This is a genomic window from Mycobacterium sp. NGS58, assembly GCF_059812385.1.
This window is the reverse complement of sequence record NZ_JCALCO010000003.1, coordinates 144590-159843: the sequence shown is the minus strand read 5'-3', so window position 1 is coordinate 159843 and position 15254 is coordinate 144590. Positions and strand designations below refer to the sequence as shown.

The window sequence follows — 15254 nt, the reverse complement described above, 5'->3', positions numbered from 1 at the left end:
GGCGCGCGATTACCGGTGGTCAACGCGGTTAACACGCGCGAAACGCGTAGGTTGACAGCATGGCGCCGCGGGTGAAACTGACCAACGCCGACAAAGTGCTGTATCCCGCCACAGGAACCACGAAGAGCGAGATCTTCGACTACTACACGCAAATCGCCGAGGCGATGATCCCGCACATCGCCGGGCGTCCGGCGACGCGCAAGCGCTGGCCCAACGGCGTCGATGAAGAATCGTTCTTCGAGAAGCAACTGGCCGCGTCGGCGCCCGACTGGCTGCCACGCGCCAGCGTGACCCATCGATCCGGAACGACGACGTATCCGATCATCGACAGCGTCGACGGGCTGGCCTGGATCGCCCAACAGGCCGCGCTGGAGGTCCACGTACCGCAGTGGCGCTTCGTCGCCGAGTGGACCCGCAGCCGGGCCGAAGAACTGAAGCCCGGCCCCGCGACTCGACTGGTGTTCGACCTCGACCCGGGCGAAGGCGTCACGATGGCCCAGCTGGCCGAGGTGGCGCGCGCGGTGCGCGAGCTGATCACCGGAATCGGGCTGCCCACGTATCCACTCACCAGCGGGAGCAAGGGCCTGCATCTCTACACGCCGTTGCAGGAGCCGGTGAGCAGCAAGGGCGCAACGGTGTTGGCCAAACGTGTTGCGCAACAACTGGAAAAGACGATGCCCACGCTGGTGACGTCGACCATGGCCAAGAGCCTGCGGGCCGGGAAGATCTTTCTGGACTGGAGTCAGAACAACGGCGCCAAGACCACCATCGCGCCGTACTCGCTGCGCGGACGTGAACAACCCACCGTCGCGGCGCCGCGCACCTGGGAGGAACTCGACGACCCATCGCTGCGCCAGCTGCGGTACGACGAGGTGCTGGACCGGGTCGCCCGCGACGGCGATCTGCTTGCGGAGCTGGACGCCTCGGCAAGACAAGCGCCGGTACCGGATCGACTGAGTAAATACCGCAGCATGCGCGATGCATCGAAAACTCCGGAGCCGATTCCGGCGCCGAAACCCGCTGTGGGACAGGGTAATAGCTTTGTCATCCAAGAGCACCACGCCCGTCGGCTGCACTACGACTTCCGCCTGGAGCGAGACGGCGTGCTGGTGTCGTGGGCGGTGCCGAAGAACCTGCCCGAAACAACCTCGGTGAACCATCTGGCGGTCCACACCGAGGACCATCCGCTCGAATACGGCGGGTTCGAGGGCCTCATCCCCAAAGGGGAGTACGGCGCGGGGAAGGTGATCATCTGGGACTCCGGGACCTACGAGGCCGAAAAGTTCAATGACTCCGCCGAAAAGGGCGAAGTCATCGTCAATCTGCACGGCAGCAAGATCTCCGGACGCTATGCACTGATCCAGACCAACGGGGACCAGTGGCTGGCGCACCGGATGAAAGACCAGAAGGTCTTCGAGTTCGACACGATCGCCCCCATGCTGGCCACCCACGGTTCCGTGGCGACCCTGAAGCCGAGCCAATGGGCGTTCGAAGGCAAATGGGATGGTTACCGGCTTTTGCTCGAGGTCGACCACGGCACCATCCGGGTACGGTCGCGGCGCGGGCGCGAAGTGACGGGTGAATATCCTGAACTGCGTTCGCTGGCCGAAGATCTCGCCGAGCACCACGTGATCCTCGATGGAGAGGCCGTGGTCCTGGATCCTTCGGGTGTGCCCAACTTCCACGAGATGCAGAACCGGGGCCGAGGCTCACGCGTCGAATTCTGGGCGTTCGACGTGTTGTACCTCGACGGCCGCTCGTTACTGCGGGCCAGCTATCGGGACCGGCGAAAGGTGCTGGAAATGCTCGGCGCCAGCAGCGATCTCATCGTCCCCGAGCTACTCCCCGGAGATGGCGCACAAGCGCTGGAACACTCGGGCAAGCGCGGCTGGGAGGGGGTGATCGCCAAGCGGCGTGACTCCACGTACCAGCCCGGCCGGCGCTCGTCGTCGTGGATCAAGGACAAGCACTGGAACACCCAGGAGGTTGTGATCGGCGGCTGGAAGGCAGGAGAGGGCGGACGTAGCAGCGGCATCGGCTCACTGCTGATGGGCATCCCCACCGCCGACGGCCTGCATTTCGCCGGCCGCGTCGGCACCGGATTCACCGAACGTGACCTGGCTAACTTGAAGAAGACGCTGGCGCCGCTGCATACCGACGAATCCCCGTTCCACCCACCGCTGCCCCGGAGCGAAGCCCGGGGCGTGACTTATGTGGAGCCGGTTCTCGTCGGGGAGGTGCGCTACAGCGAGTGGACCCCGGACAACCGGCTGCGCCAATCGAGTTGGCGGGGGCTGCGGACGGACAAGGAAGCGAGCGAGGTGGTCCGGGAGTGAAATGGGTTACCTACCAGGGTGATGACGGCGAGCGCGTCGGGGTCCTCTCCGGCGACACCATCTATGCGATGCCGCCGGGAGCGGCGCTGCTCGACCTCGTCGCGCGCGGCCCTGAGGGACTGCGGCAAGCGGGTGAGGAGGCGCAGCGTTCTCCTGCGGCCACGGTGCCTGCCGCCGGTGTACGACTGCTGGCACCCATTCCGCGTCCGCCGTCGATCCGGGATTCCCTGTGCTTCCTCGACCACATGCGCAACTGCCAAGCCGCGCTGGGCGCCGGGCGGCTGCTGGCCGACAGCTGGTACCGAATCCCGGCGTTTTACTTCGCCTGCCCGGCAACCGTTTTAGGGCCGTACGACGACGCGCCGACCGCGCCCGGCAGCGCTTGGCAGGACTTCGAATTGGAGATCGCCGCGGTCATCGGGACCGGCGGAAAGGACCTCACCGTCGAACAGGCCGAGCAGGCGATCATCGGCTACACCATCTTCAACGACTGGTCCGCGCGCGATCTGCAACAGATGGAAAGCCAACTGGGGATCGGACAGGGCAAGGGCAAGGACAGCGGGGTGACGCTGGGTCCCTACCTGGTGACCCCCGACGAGCTCGAGCCCTACCGCCGCGACGCCAGGCTGGACCTGCAGGTCACCGCCCTGGTCAACGACAAGGTCATCGGCACGGGGTCGACGGCCCAGATGGACTGGACCTTCGGCGAAGTCATCTCCTACGCCTCGCGCGGCGTCACCCTCAATCCGGGCGACGTCATCGGCTCCGGGACGGTGCCCACCTGCACCCTGGTCGAGCACCTCAATCCTGCCGCGCTGGAATCGTTTCCGGGATGGCTGCACGACGGCGACATCGTCACGCTGCGGGTCCAGGGCTTGGGGGAGACCCGGCAAATCGTCCGCGCGAGCAGCGCGCCACACGCGTTGGCCCCCCGGCCCAATCCGGATGCCATGCCCGTCGCGCAGCGGGTCAACCGGGCACCGACACGGGTCCCCTACACCCGCGGGCTACATCAGGTCGCCGACCGGGTGTGGGCGTGGACGCTGCCGGATGGCGGCTACGGGTGGAGCAACGCCGGCCTGATCGCCGGCGAGGGTGCGTCCCTGTTGGTGGACACTCTGTTCGACCTGCCACTGACGCGCGAGATGCTCACCGCGATGCGACCCATCACCGGGTCGGCGCCCATCACCGACGCAGTGATCACTCACTCCAACGGCGACCACACCCACGGCAACCAACTGCTGGACGCGTCGGTGCGCATCATCGCGGCGCGCGGTACCGCCGAGGAGATCGAGCACGGCATGGCGCCGGAGATGCTGGCCATGGCGCAAACCGCCAACCTCGGGCCGGTGGCCACCCCGTACACGCGAGAACGATTCGGGCACTTCGACTTCAGCAACATCACGCTGCGCAACGCCGATCAGACCTTCGAGCACACGCTGTGTGTCGAGGTCGGCGGACGGCGGATCGACGTGCTGAACCTGGGTCCCGCGCACACCGCCGCCGACTCGGTGGTGCACGTGCCCGATGCGGGCGTGCTGTTCGGCGGTGACCTGCTGTTCATCGGTTGCACGCCCATCGTGTGGGCGGGCCCCATCGGCAACTGGGTCGCGGCGTGCGACGCGATGATCGCGCTGGACGCGGCGACAGTGGTCGCCGGCCACGGCCCGGTCACCGATCCAGATGGAATCCGCGCGGTACGTGGCTATCTCGTGCATGTTGCCGAACAGGCGGAGGCCGCGCACCGCCGGGGGCTGTCGTGGGCCGAGGCCGCCGACACCATCGACCTCGGCGAGTACGCGACTTGGCTGGACGCCGAGCGCGTCGTCGTCAACGTCTACCAGAGATACCGCGAACTGGACCCGCAGACACCGCAATTGGAGGTCATGGCCCTGCTGGTGATGCAGGCCGAATGGCTGGCCAAACGGTCCGCGTGACCAGTTGCGCCGGCTAGGGCCGCATCGCCCTGACGAAACTGATCGTGGCGGCGGGAACCTGGTGCTCGACGGGCCCCAATTCCGGCAGACCCGCGGCGGAAAACAAATCGGTGAGCCCAAATGTGGTGGTATCCCACCCGTTTGCAGCAAGGTGTGCGGCGACGTCGGTGTGTTCGCCCGGGTAGGCCAAACCGGCGATGTCCAAATCGAGCCCGTGCCTTCGCCAGCCCTCGGTCGAGCGCCGGGACTGTTCCCGTCCCTCTGGCGTGGCCGGGGCGACGGTCCCGAAGTCGGCGGCGAACCGGCTGCCCTCGCTGGACAACGGAATGATGGCGTCCAGCAAGCGGACTTCGGCCTCGGGCGGAAGGAACCCGATCAGCACTCCTTCGGCGAGCCATGCCGTCGCCTGCGCCGGATCGAAGCCCGCCGCCTGCAAAGCCGCCGGCCAATCCTCGCGCAAATCGATACCCACCGTGCGGAGTTCGGCGGTCGGGGCCGCACCCATCTCGGCCAGCGTCGCCGTCTTGAACGCGATCACCTCCGGCTGATCGATCTCGTACACCGTCGTCCCGGCCGGCCACCGCAGCCGGTAGGCCCGCGAATCCAGACCCGAGGCCACGATCACCACCTGGCGTAGGCCGGCCTGGCCCGCCGCAGCGAAATAATCGTCATAGAACCGGGCCCGGGCGGCGAATGTGTCCACCATCCGCGAAAATGCGACGCCATCCTCGAGGTCGGCTGAATCGAGTTCGCCGGCCGCCAACTTGGTGAACACGTCGATCCCGACGGCGCGCACCAGCGGTTCTGCGAACTCGTCGGTGACGACCGGTTGTGGGCGTCTGGTGGCGGCCGCCCGGGCCGCGGCCACCATGGTGGCGGTGGCCCCCACGCTGTTGGCCAGGTCCCAGGTGTCACCTTCGGTTCGTGCCATGGCTTCTCCTTCGATGCGGTCGCAAACCACGGTATGCCTCGCCGGTAAATTGCGTCGTCGCCTACGGTTCCCCTATGCCTGCAGTGACACTGGAACCTCTCGAAGAGAACATCGCCTGCATCAGCCTGAATCGGCCCGAGCGCCTCAACGCCATCGACGGGTCGTTGATCGACGGCGTCCATCAGGCCCTGGACGTGCTGGACAAAGGTGAGTATCGGGTAGCGATCCTGACCGGCGCCGGACGCGGATTCTGCGCCGGTGCGGACTTGAGCGGCACCGGTCAGGCGTGGACGCAGAGCAGGCCGACCACGCCGGCGTTCAAAGTCAACTACGACTCCCAGGTTCGGTTGGCCAACCTGTACACCCGGATCTACGAGATGGACCTGCCGGTGATCGGCGCGGTCAACGGTGTCGCCGTCGGGGGTGGCCTGGCGTTCGCGTTGGTCTGCGATATCCGCGTCGCCTCGGAGCGGGCCCGGTTCGGTTCCGTGTTCATCAAGGCGGGCTTCTCGTCGATGGACATGGGTACCAGTTACCTGCTGCCCAAGATCGTCGGTGCCGGGGTGGCGCGCGAACTCATGCTCACCGGCCGCATCATCGACGCGGCCGAGGCCTATCGCATCAAGTTGGTGCACGAGGTCGTCGCCCCCGATGAGCTGATGCCGGCCGCGCTCAAGCTGGCCCGCTCGATCGCCGAGAACAACGCATACGGCGTGTGGCAGACCAAGATTGGGCTCAACGCCGCGCTGGACGCGCCCAGCCTGCGCCATGCCATAGAGATCGAGAACCGCACCCAGATCCTCAGCGGCTTCACGAACAACCCCGTCGAGGCGGCCATGGCGCACCGGGAAAAGCGCGCACCGAAATGGGATGTGCTGTAACGCTTTTCCCGCGGCGACCGGCGACCGGCGGCCGCGCTCGTGCCGCCGTCGGGGCCTGATGGCGGCGGCCCACTGCGCCCGGCCGCGCCGCGCTTGTGACCGCCGCTAGAGTTTCGCGATCACGTTCTCGGCGAACATCTCCAGGTTGCGGATCTTGCTGTCCAGCGGCTCGGTGTCATTGCCCTTGATGTAGGGGATCCGGAATCCGACGATGACGTCGGTGACGCCCTTGTCCTCGAGGCGTTTGATGCCGTCCGCGGTGTAGGCGTCGGCCGAGATGACGTGGATCTCGAACGGCCCGGTCTTGCCGGCCTCTTCGCGGAACTTGTTGAGCTTGGCCAGCAGGTGGTCGAGCTCCTCGGGGTCGCCGCCGCCGTGCATCCAGCCGTCCAGGCGCGCGGCGCGACGCAGTGCCGCATCGGCGTGCCCGCCGATCAGAATCGGAACGGGCTTGGTGGGGGCCGGCGTCATCTTGGTCTTCGGGATGTCGTAAAACTCGCCGTGGAATTCGAAATAGTCACCAGTGGTGAGCCCCTGGATGATCTCGATGCATTCGTCCATCCGCTTACCGCGCCTGGCGAACGGGACGCCCAGCAGCTCGTAGTCCTCGGGCCACGGGCTGGTGCCGACTCCGAAACCCACCCGGTTGTCGGTCATCGCGGCCAGCGAGCCGATTTGCTTGGCCACCAACGCCGGTGGCCGGATGGGCAGTTTGAGCACGAAGAAGTTGAACCGCAGCTTGGTGGTCACCGCACCCAATGCCGAAGTCAGCACGAAGGTTTCGATGAACTCCTTGCCGTCCAGGAACTCGCGGTTGCCGTCCGGGGTGTAGGGGTACTTCGAGTCGGATTCGAAGGGGTAGGCGATGCTGTCGGCGATCGTCATGGCGTCGTAGCCGGCCGCCTCGGCTGCTTTGGCCAGCGGGATGTAGTACCTAAAGTCAGTCATCGCCTCTGCATAGGTAAACCGCACGTCATCTGCCTTCCTGAAGGGTCGTCCCTCGACATTAGAACGTGTTCTAGTTTCAGCACAACCGGGAGTTGGCGCGACGAGCAGGGGGTCGTCGACTAGAGCGGGTTTGGGACTACAGCTGGTTCTCGGGGCCGATGACAGCCCACACCGTCTTACCCGACGAGGTGGGCGTGCTGCCCCAGGCTCGAGACAACGCCTCGACGATCGCCAGCCCGGACACGTCGATGCCCTTCTTCGGCGACGGAAGTCGTATCGCGGGCGCGGCGCTCGCATCGGACACCGCAATGGTCGCGGTGGTGCCTTGCGCTTCGATTCGCACGGCCGGGACGCTGGCGGTGTGTTCGAGCACGTTCTCCACGAATACGTTGACCACCACCAGGGCCACCGGAATGAGCTTGGACTGCGACCAGGTGGTAAGCCATTCGCGAACCAAGCGCCGCGATTCGCGCAGGCTGGTCAGGTCGGCGGGAAGCTGAACATCGGCGCGCCGCACCGGGCGACGGCTATTCTGGCCCAGCGCCTTGAACGCGGCCTTTTCGCTCGAGTAGATGGGCATGAAGTGGGCGACGCCGCTACGGGTGATCGCTTCGCGGGCCGTCCGGTCGGTGCAGACCAACACGATCGGAATGTGGGGGACGCTGCCGAGCTGCCAATACGCGCCCATTAAGGCCGACCATGCCGATTCGGTGTGCACCTTGAGTCCGGAGACGTCAACTATCACGGCGGCGGCGTCATCCAACTTGGCCTTGAGGATGCGTTCGCGGAGTGGAGTCTCTTGGGCGGCATCAAGCTCACCGTCGACGGTCAGAACGGCAACCGAGTCATCTGTCCGCATTGCCACGGCCACCGGGCTCATCCCGGCCCGGTCCTGACGTCCGGTTCCATTTCGCGCTCCTCGCATTCTGCCGGGCCGATTGCTTGAGTATCCGCTCTCAGCGGCAAAAGTCTAATCGGAGGCCCGGCGGCCTCGATCCCGTCGGAAACTGCAGGCTGCGATCGGGATCCGGCAAATCCGTATCGCAAGCTCGCAACGAAACCACCATGCGGCCCTCCACCGTGGGGAAGTCGACCACGCGACGCGACGCCCCATGAACCCAACGCGCAGCACCCGACTTTCTTCGGGATTACCACACGCTGAGTTCCGCCAAACTTTTAGGTATGTCTGGTGACCGGGGCTTCAACCAGCGCGAAGGCACGACCGGCGCACTGCCCGGTCGGCCGGTGCGGATGGCTCAGTGGTTGCTCAGGACGTACGGGGGCGCGCCCACCCCAGCGACCGAATGAGTCCCCCAGGGCGTTCGTTCGACGATGCGTGCCGGCGCGCTGCGCTCACCGACCGTTAGCGTGCCGGTCCGCGCTTGCTTGAGGATTTCGCCGGACAACGGTTCCGAGGCGCAACCGAACACCGTTCCCTGCCAGTGGTAGTGGCCGTCGATCGGGTCCAGATGACCGGTGAGCCGGACCCGCACCGAGTGACGGGTGCCGGCGATTTCCAGCATGGCGGCGCCGTCGTAGGTGTCTTCGCCGGCGGGCGTACTGGCCGAGAGGTCGAAGGCCGATGCCACCGGCGGCGGCTCGGCGGCACGCAACTGAGCCCGCTCATTGAACACCCGCTGGCTGCTGGCACGCACCTCGATGCGACGACTGCCGGTGCGCCCCATGGCTTTCAGGCACTCGGCGACGTAGCGCGCCTGCGCGTCCGGATCGGGTCCGGTGATGAAGAAGTAGTTGGGAAACCCGTGAAAGGCCACCCCGTAGAACGGCTCCATGCCGTCGTGCCAGGCCCGACGGATCGGCAGTCCGGCCGCGCCGACCAACGTCTCATCGGCGACGTCCTGCGGAACGAAGAATGCGGTGCCGTAGATGATGGCGTCGACGCGGTGGTCGACACCATCGCGGGTGCGCACCCCCGACGCGGTCAGCGCCTCGATGCCCGACGCGTCGATCACGACCGAGGGCCGGCCGGCCCGCCGAATGTGGCGGCGCGGCCAGCGCGTGACCCGCGTGAACCACGCCGGCACCTCGCTGACGACGCGACGCGGGGCGTGGGGGAACACGGTGACCGATGCCGCCGTGTGGGCCAGCCGATCAATTTGGTGTGCGGCGGAGGCGTCGGTCCCGACGACCGCGATGTGCTTGCCGGACGGATCGAATCCGGGATCCCACGCCGCGGCGTGAAACGACTCGCCGCGAAACCCGTCGCTTCCGGCGATGCGGGGCCGCCACGGCCGCTGGACCGGACGGTAGGCGGCGACGACGATGTCGGACCGAAAGACTTCACCATCGGCCGTCGTCAACAGCCAGGTGTCCGTGCCGTCGTCGAAGCGTGACCTTTCAACGCGTTCGTCGAGGACGACGAGATCGGTGAAACCGGCTGCCAGCAAGGCGGTTTGGGCGCTCCTGCCGGCCGCGCCCGCACCGACCACGGCGATGTGACAGCGGTGCTCGGCGCGGTCGCCCGGCTGTGTCACAGAAATCTGCTGCGCTTCCAGCCGCGCCGTGCGATCGAGCCCATCAGGCCGACCTCGGTCAAGAACGCCGCCAGTGGAGCGAAGCCGGCAACCTGCACGTCGCGCCGATGCGGACTGGTGCGCGCGGCCTTTCGGGCCCGCTTGGGGTCGAGACCCGCTCGCGCATAAGGGACGGGGTTGCTGAACAGGTAGTTGAAAAAGTAGCCGCCCAGGCCGTTGATGTTGGCCATGAACCAGCGGTTGAGCCCGGGCATCTCGACGACGCGCTTGCGGGCGCCGTCGCGAGCGAACTGAATATGGCGCGCCTCTTCGGTGACGTGGATACGCATGAGCCGCTGGATGATTGGCTGCAGCTCCGGGTCGTCCATCATCTGGCGCTGCAGCGAGTCGAAGATCTCCTCACCGATCAGGGCCGCCACCCAGAGCATCGAGCCGCGCTGAAAAGCCAACGGCAGCAAGTTGATGATCATCCTGTGGAACCGCCGCGGGCGTACCGGCTTGGCGCCGACGCGTTCGATGGCCTTGCCGAACATGACCATGTGTCGGGTCTCGTCGCCGAGTTCGGTCAGCTTGTAATGCGTCGACTTGCTCGTCGGGTCCTCGTGCAGGATCGTGCGCAGCAGCGACTGGTTGAGCATGTTCTCGAACCAGATGCCGGCCGACAAGGTGTTGACCAGTTCCTGGCGGGACAGCTCGATTTGTTGTTCGCGGGTCATCTCGTCCCACATCGGCGTGCCGTAGAGCGACACCAGCCGCGCTGGCAGATAGAACTTGTCCGGGTCGAGCGGGGCGTCCCAGTCAATGTCGACGACGGGCTCATAAGACTTCTTGACCGAGCCCTTCAGCAGGCGATCGGAGAATTCTTCGCGACTGGGCCCTGCCGGCTTCACCGCTGAGGTCATGCGCCGCTCCCTCCATTGGGTGCTTCAGACGGTACCCATGGTACTGGGTACTTGCGGTCCCGGCTAGATGGTGAAGGGCGCGATTCGGCAATCTGACGGGCAACGAGCATCGGGAGGCGACGTAGTGGGCCGGCACATTCACGTCATCGGCATCGGTGCCGGCGACCCCGCCTACATCACGGTGCAGGCGATCGAGGCGCTCAACGACACCCAGGTCTTCTTCGCGATGGACAAGGGCGAGCAGAAGAGCGACCTGGTCGCGCTGCGACGCGAGATCTGCGACCGCTTCATCCGTGAGCCGGGCTACTGCTTCGTCGAGCTGCCCGACCCGAAGCGGACGGCCGATGGTGACTACCGGGACGCGGTTGCGGATTGGCACGCCGCGCGCGCGGCCATTTGGGCCGACGCGATCTCCGCCGAGCTGGGGCCGGATGGCGTCGGGGCCTTATTGGCATGGGGCGACCCGTCGCTTTACGACAGCACCTTGCGTATCCTCGACGCGGTGGCGGCCCGGGTCGACTTCACATTCGACGTCATCCCGGGCATCACCGCCGTGCAGGCGCTGACCGCGCGGCACCGCATCCCGCTCAACGAGGTCGGCGAACCCGTTCTGATCACCACAGGCAGGCAACTGCGCAACCGCGGGCCGATCCCCGGATCCGCCGTGGTGATGCTCGACGCCGACTGCTCGTTCCAGGTCTGTCCGCCCGACACGCGAATCTGGTGGGGCGCCTACCTCGGCACCGATGACGAACTGCTCATCGCGGGCACCGTCGGTGAAGTGGGACCCCGCATCGTTTCGCTGCGAGCCGAAGCCCGCGCCCGGCGCGGCTGGATCATGGACACCTATTTGCTTAGACCGGCACACTGAAACTGTGCCCGAACTACCCGAGATCGAAGCGCTGGTCGACCATCTGCGGCGCCATGCCGTCGGCCTGACGATCGGCCGGGTCGACATCGCCGCCCTGTCCGTGTTGAAGACCTTCGACCCGCCGATCAGCGCGTTGCACGGCCAGACCGTGGTGGGGGCGGAGCGATGGGGCAAGTACCTCGGGTTGCGGAGCGACAACCTCTACCTGATCGCGCATCTGTCGCGGGCGGGCTGGTTGCGGTGGTCGGACAAACTGGCCGTGGCGCCGCTGCGGCCCGGCAAGGGCCCGATCGCGCTCCGAGTGCACCTGGGCACGCCGGGTGAGGCACCCGGCTTCGACCTCACCGAGGCCGGCACCCAGAAGCGCCTGGCGGTGTGGCTGGTCGACGACCCGGCGCAGGTACCCGGGATCGCCGCCCTCGGGCCGGACGCGCTGGACCTGGACGTGGACGCGCTGGGCGATTTGTTGGCGGGGAACACCGGCCGGATCAAGACGGTCATCACCGACCAAAAGGTGATCGCCGGGATCGGCAACGCCTACAGCGACGAGATCCTGCACGTCGCCCGCATTTCGCCGTTCGCCACCGCCGGCAAGCTCTCCGACGCGCAGCTGGCCACGCTGCACGACGCGATGATCTCGGTGCTCACCGATGCGGTGAGCCGGTCCGTCGGGCAGGGGGCGGCCACGCTCAAGGGTGAGAAGCGCTCCGGATTGCGGGTGCACGCCCGCACCGGGTTGCCCTGCCCGGTGTGCGGGGACACCGTGCGCGAAGTGTCGTTCGCGGACAAGTCTTTTCAATACTGCCCGACGTGTCAGACCGGTGGCAAGATCCTGGCCGACCGGCGCATGTCGCGTTTGCTGAAGTAGTCGCCGGACCGCGAGTTGACACCTGTCGATATGCTGCCCCGATGACTCGCCAGAAGATCCTCATCACCGGCGCCAGCTCCGGCCTGGGCGCCGGGATGGCGCGCGCGTTCGCCGCGAAGGGCCGCGACCTTGCGCTGTGCGCGCGCCGCACCGATCGGCTCGACGAGCTGAAAGCCGAGCTGTCGCAGAAGTATCCGGGCATCAACATCGCGGTCGCAGCGCTGGACGTCAACGACCACGAGGCCGTTCCCAAGGTGTTCGCCGAACTCAGCGACGAACTGGGCGGCATCGACCGCATCGTCGTCAACGCCGGCATCGGCAAGGGCGCAAAACTGGGGTCCGGCAAGCTGTGGGCCAACAAGGCCACCATCGAGACCAACCTGGTGTCGGCTCTGGTGCAGATCGAGACCGCCTTGGAGATGTTCAACAAGACCGGTGCAGGCCACCTGGTGCTGATCTCCTCGGTGCTCGCCAACAAGGGCGTGCCGGGAGTCAAGGCGGCCTACGCGGCGAGCAAGGCCGGGGTGAGCTCACTGGGCGAATCGCTGCGCGCCGAATACGCCAAGGGGCCCGTCAAGGTGTCGGTCATCGAGCCCGGCTACATCGAGTCGGAGATGACGGCCAAGTCGAACAGCACGATGTTGATGGTGGACAACGAAACTGGCGTCAACGCCCTCGTCGCCGCCATGGAACGGGAGCCCGGCCGGGCCGCGGTGCCGTGGTGGCCGTGGGCACCGCTGGTGCAGGTGATGCGGATGCTGCCGCCTCAGCTGACCAAGATGTTCGCCTGAGATTCAGCTGGTTCGCCCGCGTTCGCTGCGATAGCGACGCACCAGCGCGTCGGTGGAGCTGTCGGACTGCGGCTCCGGCGAGCCGTCCGCGGTGATCACCGGAAGCAGGGCCTTGGCCTGGGTTTTGCCCAGTTCCACGCCCCATTGGTCGAACGAGTCGATTCCCCAGATCACACCCTCGGTGAAGACCTGATGTTCGTAGAGCGCGATCAGCTGACCCAACACCGACGGGGTGAGCCGGTTAGCCAGAATCGAGGTCGACGGCCGGTTGCCGGGCATCACCTTGTGCGGCACGACGTCCGCGGGCGTGCCATCGGCAGCGATCTCTTCGGCGGTCTTGCCGAATGCCAGCACCTGGGTCTGGGCGAAGAAATTGCTCATCAACAAGTCGTGCATGCTGCCGCTGCCCTCGGCGGTGGGCAGATCGTCCAGCGGTTGGCTGAACCCGATGAAGTCGGCGGGCACCAACCGGGTGCCCTGATGCAGCAGCTGATAGAACGCGTGCTGCCCGTTGGTTCCCGGTTCGCCCCAGAAGATTTCACCGGTGTCGGTGGTGACCGGGCTTCCGTCCGCGCGGGTCGACTTACCGTTGGATTCCATGGTCAGCTGTTGCAGATACGCCGCGAAACGTGCCAAGTCATTGGAATAGGGCAGCACGGCGCGCGATTGCGCACCCATGAAGTCGGAATACCAAAGACCGATAAGACCAAGCAGCACGGGCGCGTTGGACTCCAGTGGCGCGGTCTTGAAGTGCCGGTCGACGATGTGGAATCCGGAAAGGAAGTCCGCGAAGGCTTGTCGGCCGATGACTGCCATCACCGACAGGCCGATCGCCGAGTCCACCGAATAGCGGCCGCCGACCCAATCCCAGAACCCGAACATGTTGTCGGTGTTGATGCCGAAATCGTCGACGAGGCGCTTGTTGGTGGAGACGGCGACGAAGTGCTGGGACACCGCGGCGTCACCGAGGGCTTCGGTGATCCAGCGGCGTGCGGCCGTGGCGTTGGTCAGGGTTTCCAGCGTCGAGAACGTCTTGGACGCGACGATGAAAAGCGTTGTGGCGGGGTCTAAGTCGGCCAGGGTGGCGATCAAGTCGGCCGGGTCCACGTTGGAGACGAAACGCGCCGAGATCCCGGCATCCGCGTAGTGCCGCAGTGCCTGATAAACCATCACCGGGCCCAGGTCCGATCCGCCGATGCCGATGTTGACCACCGTGCTGATCCGTTTCCCGCTGGCCCCGGTCCATTCACCGCTGCGTAACCGGTCGGTGAACTCGCCCATGGCGTCGAGCACCGAGTGCACTTCTTGAACAACGTTTTCGCCGTCGACCACCAACTCGGCGTCCCGGGGCAGGCGCAGCGCGGTGTGCAGGACCGCGCGATCCTCCGAGGTGTTGATGTGCACCCCGGCGAACATCTGGTCGCGACGCTCTTCGAGGTTGGCCGTGCGCGCGAGATCGACCAAGAGCCGCAGCGTTTCTCGCGTGATGCGGTGCTTGCTGTAATCGATGTAGAGATCGCCGACGGAGAGGGTCAGCTCGCGGCCGCGATCGGGATCGTCGTCGAAGAACTGGCGCAGATGGGTATCGCCGATTTGGTCATGATGCCTGCGCAGGGCGTCCCACGCCGGGGTGGCGGTGATGTCGGGGAGGATGTGCACGGAGGTCATTGGCGTCGCTCCTCTTCATCGCTTCGCTCTGCATCGTCGTTGACGCGGGTCATGCTTCGACACTATGGGCTGTGGCGTGACGGAGCCAGGTGCAGGGGTGAGCTCTGCGCCCGGCGGCCGGTGGTCGCGGTCAGTGACCCAGCCGGCCCCTGCCCAGCCGCAGCAGCAGTATCGCCAGGTCTTTGCCTTCGGGGCCGAGCTCGCTGTAGCGCTCGATGACCTTCATTTCGCGGCTATGGACAAGCCGTGTGCCGCCGGACGCCATTCGGGCCTTGCCGATCGCCCGCGACACCTCGGTGCGCCGCTGCACCGCGGCGAGAATCGCGGCGTCGAGCCGGTCGATCTCGTGGCGCAACTCGTCTATGTCGGTGACCTCCTGGGCCTCCGCCATCTCGATGTTCATCTCTGCTGACTCCGCGTCTTCGTCGTGATGTGGGGGTTCTGGTCTCATGCAGTATCGGGCCTCACAAAAGACGAGCCCCGAGTGCCGAAAGCGGACCACGGGGCTCTGCGGAAGCAGTTAGGCCACGGGCACCGCGAACCGGTACCCGTAGGGAAATCGGCGGCGCCACTCCTGTGTCGAGGAGCGTCGCCGACACTGCACGTTGAGCACGAATCGAGTTTGC

13 protein-coding genes and 1 pseudogene are annotated in these 15254 nt (G+C 66.2%); 7 read left to right on the top strand and 7 right to left on the bottom strand.

The annotated features are described in order from the left end of the window. Positions 1-59: 59 nt before the first annotated feature. On the top strand, positions 60-2336 hold the full coding sequence (locus tag AC5Y4H_RS04345; RefSeq protein ID WP_499978845.1) for an ATP-dependent DNA ligase: 2277 nt from the start codon (positions 60-62) through the stop codon (positions 2334-2336). Beyond that, a complete protein-coding gene (locus AC5Y4H_RS04340; RefSeq protein ID WP_499978844.1) occupies positions 2333-4273 on the top strand; it encodes a fumarylacetoacetate hydrolase family protein in 1941 nt (646 codons plus the stop codon). The genes AC5Y4H_RS04345 and AC5Y4H_RS04340 overlap by 4 nt, the downstream gene beginning before the upstream one ends. Positions 4274-4286: 13 nt before the next feature. Here the strand turns inward: AC5Y4H_RS04340 and AC5Y4H_RS04335 are convergent, their stop codons facing one another. Beyond that, positions 4287-5204: an SAM-dependent methyltransferase gene (locus tag AC5Y4H_RS04335; protein WP_499978843.1), complete on the bottom strand. Its 918-nt coding sequence runs from the start codon at positions 5202-5204 to the stop codon at positions 4287-4289. A 74-nt stretch (positions 5205-5278) separates the two neighbouring features. Here AC5Y4H_RS04335 and AC5Y4H_RS04330 point away from each other — a divergent pair, with 74 nt between their 5' ends. Then, positions 5279-6085, top strand: coding sequence for an enoyl-CoA hydratase/isomerase family protein (locus AC5Y4H_RS04330; protein ID WP_499978841.1), 807 nt, complete (start codon positions 5279-5281; stop codon positions 6083-6085). A 105-nt stretch (positions 6086-6190) separates the two neighbouring features. Here AC5Y4H_RS04330 and AC5Y4H_RS04325 read toward each other — a convergent pair whose 3' ends face one another. From AC5Y4H_RS04325 to AC5Y4H_RS04310, 4 genes are all read right to left on the bottom strand, one after another. Beyond that, positions 6191-7057: an LLM class flavin-dependent oxidoreductase gene (locus AC5Y4H_RS04325; RefSeq protein WP_499978838.1), complete on the bottom strand. Its 867-nt coding sequence runs from the start codon at positions 7055-7057 to the stop codon at positions 6191-6193. A 112-nt stretch (positions 7058-7169) separates the two neighbouring features. Continuing rightward, positions 7170-7892, bottom strand: a complete 723-nt coding sequence (locus tag AC5Y4H_RS04320; RefSeq protein WP_499979171.1) for an STAS domain-containing protein — start codon at positions 7890-7892, stop codon at positions 7170-7172. 397 nt (positions 7893-8289) lie between these two features. Further along, positions 8290-9270 (bottom strand): DUF4873 domain-containing protein, encoded by a 981-nt coding sequence (locus AC5Y4H_RS04315; RefSeq protein WP_499979168.1) that lies wholly within the window; start codon positions 9268-9270, stop codon positions 8290-8292. 254 nt (positions 9271-9524) lie between these two features. Further along, on the bottom strand, positions 9525-10430 hold the full coding sequence (locus AC5Y4H_RS04310) for an AurF N-oxygenase family protein (RefSeq protein ID WP_499978836.1): 906 nt from the start codon (positions 10428-10430) through the stop codon (positions 9525-9527). A 124-nt stretch (positions 10431-10554) separates the two neighbouring features. On the opposite strand from AC5Y4H_RS04310, the gene cobF reads away from it, so the two are divergent. From cobF to AC5Y4H_RS04290, 4 genes and pseudogenes are all read left to right on the top strand, one after another. Continuing rightward, entirely contained in the window at positions 10555-11301 is a 747-nt protein-coding gene (gene cobF / locus AC5Y4H_RS04305; protein WP_499978834.1) for a precorrin-6A synthase (deacetylating), read from the top strand. Further along, positions 11207-11548, top strand: a pseudogene (locus AC5Y4H_RS04300) (DNA-formamidopyrimidine glycosylase family protein); the annotation flags it as partial. The gene cobF and the pseudogene AC5Y4H_RS04300, both read left to right, overlap by 95 nt. 162 nt (positions 11549-11710) lie before the next feature. Beyond that, positions 11711-12169 (top strand): zinc finger domain-containing protein, encoded by a 459-nt coding sequence (locus AC5Y4H_RS04295; protein WP_499979165.1) that lies wholly within the window; start codon positions 11711-11713, stop codon positions 12167-12169. Positions 12170-12210: 41 nt separating this feature from the next. Further along, on the top strand, positions 12211-12960 hold the full coding sequence (locus tag AC5Y4H_RS04290) for an SDR family oxidoreductase (protein WP_499978832.1): 750 nt from the start codon (positions 12211-12213) through the stop codon (positions 12958-12960). Positions 12961-12963: 3 nt separating this feature from the next. On the opposite strand, the gene pgi is transcribed toward AC5Y4H_RS04290, so the two are convergent. Next, positions 12964-14628, bottom strand: a complete 1665-nt coding sequence (gene pgi, locus AC5Y4H_RS04285; RefSeq protein WP_499978831.1) for a glucose-6-phosphate isomerase — start codon at positions 14626-14628, stop codon at positions 12964-12966. A 130-nt stretch (positions 14629-14758) separates the two neighbouring features. After that, a complete protein-coding gene (locus tag AC5Y4H_RS04280) occupies positions 14759-15079 on the bottom strand; it encodes a chorismate mutase (protein ID WP_499978830.1) in 321 nt (106 codons plus the stop codon). Between the last annotated feature and the right edge of the window lie 175 nt (positions 15080-15254).